1 rRNA gene is annotated in these 1,701 nt (G+C 56.2%); it reads left to right on the top strand.

Features of this window, described 5'->3' with window-relative positions:
• Positions 1–3 precede the first annotated feature (3 nt).
• Positions 4–1,529, top strand: a 16S ribosomal RNA gene (locus G328_RS15565).
• Positions 1,530–1,701: the final 172 nt, after the last annotated feature.

The raw sequence follows: 1,701 nt of genomic DNA, 5'->3' as shown, positions 1-1,701 counted from the left end.
TTTTTTACGGAGAGTTTGATCCTGGCTCAGGACGAACGCTGGCGGCGTGCTTAACACATGCAAGTCGAACGATGAAGCTCCAGCTTGCTGGGGTGGATTAGTGGCGAACGGGTGAGTAACACGTGAGCAACGTGCCCGAGACTCTGGAATAACCACCGGAAACGGTGGCTAATACTGGATATGTGCCAGGGAGGCATCTCCTCTGGTTGGAAAGATTTATCGGTTTCGGATCGGCTCACGGCCTATCAGCTTGTTGGTGGGGTAATGGCCTACCAAGGCGACGACGGGTAGCCGGCCTGAGAGGGTGACCGGCCACACTGGGACTGAGACACGGCCCAGACTCCTACGGGAGGCAGCAGTGGGGAATATTGCACAATGGGCGCAAGCCTGATGCAGCAACGCCGCGTGAGGGATGACGGCCTTCGGGTTGTAAACCTCTTTTAGTAGGGAAGAAGCGAAAGTGACGGTACCTGCAGAAAAAGCACCGGCTAACTACGTGCCAGCAGCCGCGGTAATACGTAGGGTGCAAGCGTTGTCCGGAATTATTGGGCGTAAAGAGCTCGTAGGCGGTTTGTCGCGTCTGCTGTGAAATCCCGAGGCTCAACCTCGGGCCTGCAGTGGGTACGGGCAGACTTGAGTGCGGTAGGGGAGATTGGAATTCCTGGTGTAGCGGTGGAATGCGCAGATATCAGGAGGAACACCGATGGCGAAGGCAGATCTCTGGGCCGTTACTGACGCTGAGGAGCGAAAGCATGGGGAGCGAACAGGATTAGATACCCTGGTAGTCCATGCCGTAAACGTTGGGCGCTAGATGTGGGGACCATTCCACGGTTTCCGTGTCGTAGCTAACGCATTAAGCGCCCCGCCTGGGGAGTACGGCCGCAAGGCTAAAACTCAAAGGAATTGACGGGGGCCCGCACAAGCGGCGGAGCATGCGGATTAATTCGATGCAACGCGAAGAACCTTACCAAGGCTTGACATATACCGGAAACTTCCAGAGATGGTTGCCCTGCTTGCAGTCGGTATACAGGTGGTGCATGGTTGTCGTCAGCTCGTGTCGTGAGATGTTCGGTTAAGTCCGGCAACGAGCGCAACCCTCGTCCTATGTTGCCAGCACGTTATGGTGGGAACTCATGGGATACTGCCGTGGTCAACACGGAGGAAGGTGGGGATGACGTCAAATCATCATGCCCCTTATGTCTTGGGCTTCACGCATGCTACAATGGCCGGTACAATGGGCTGCGATACCGCGAGGTGGAGCGAATCCCAAAAAGCCGGTCTCAGTTCGGATTGGGGTCTGCAACTCGACCCCATGAAGTCGGAGTCGCTAGTAATCGCAGATCAGCAACGCTGCGGTGAATACGTTCCCGGGCCTTGTACACACCGCCCGTCAAGTCATGAAAGTCGGTAACACCCGAAGCCGGTGGCCTAACCCTTTTGGGAGGGAGCTGTCGAAGGTGGGATCGGTGATTAGGACTAAGTCGTAACAAGGTAGCCGTACCGGAAGGTGCGGCTGGATCACCTCCTTTCTAAGGAGCGATATTTCACTCGAGAAGATCTTGGGTGGGGTTGCTGGTGTCACCGTTTGGGTGGCGCTGGTGCTCAAGGGTGGAACATATGGCTGGAACTGGTTGTGGTTCTAACGAGTAGTACGCCGGCTCTTTCGGGGGTTGGTTGGAAGCTGGTTGGGGTTGTGGCTGG

It is taken from the genome of [Zimmermannella] faecalis ATCC 13722 (genome assembly GCF_000381765.1).
GTDB lineage: Bacteria > Actinomycetota > Actinomycetes > Actinomycetales > Microbacteriaceae > Gulosibacter > Gulosibacter faecalis.
This window is presented reverse-complemented; position numbering and strand designations above follow the sequence as displayed.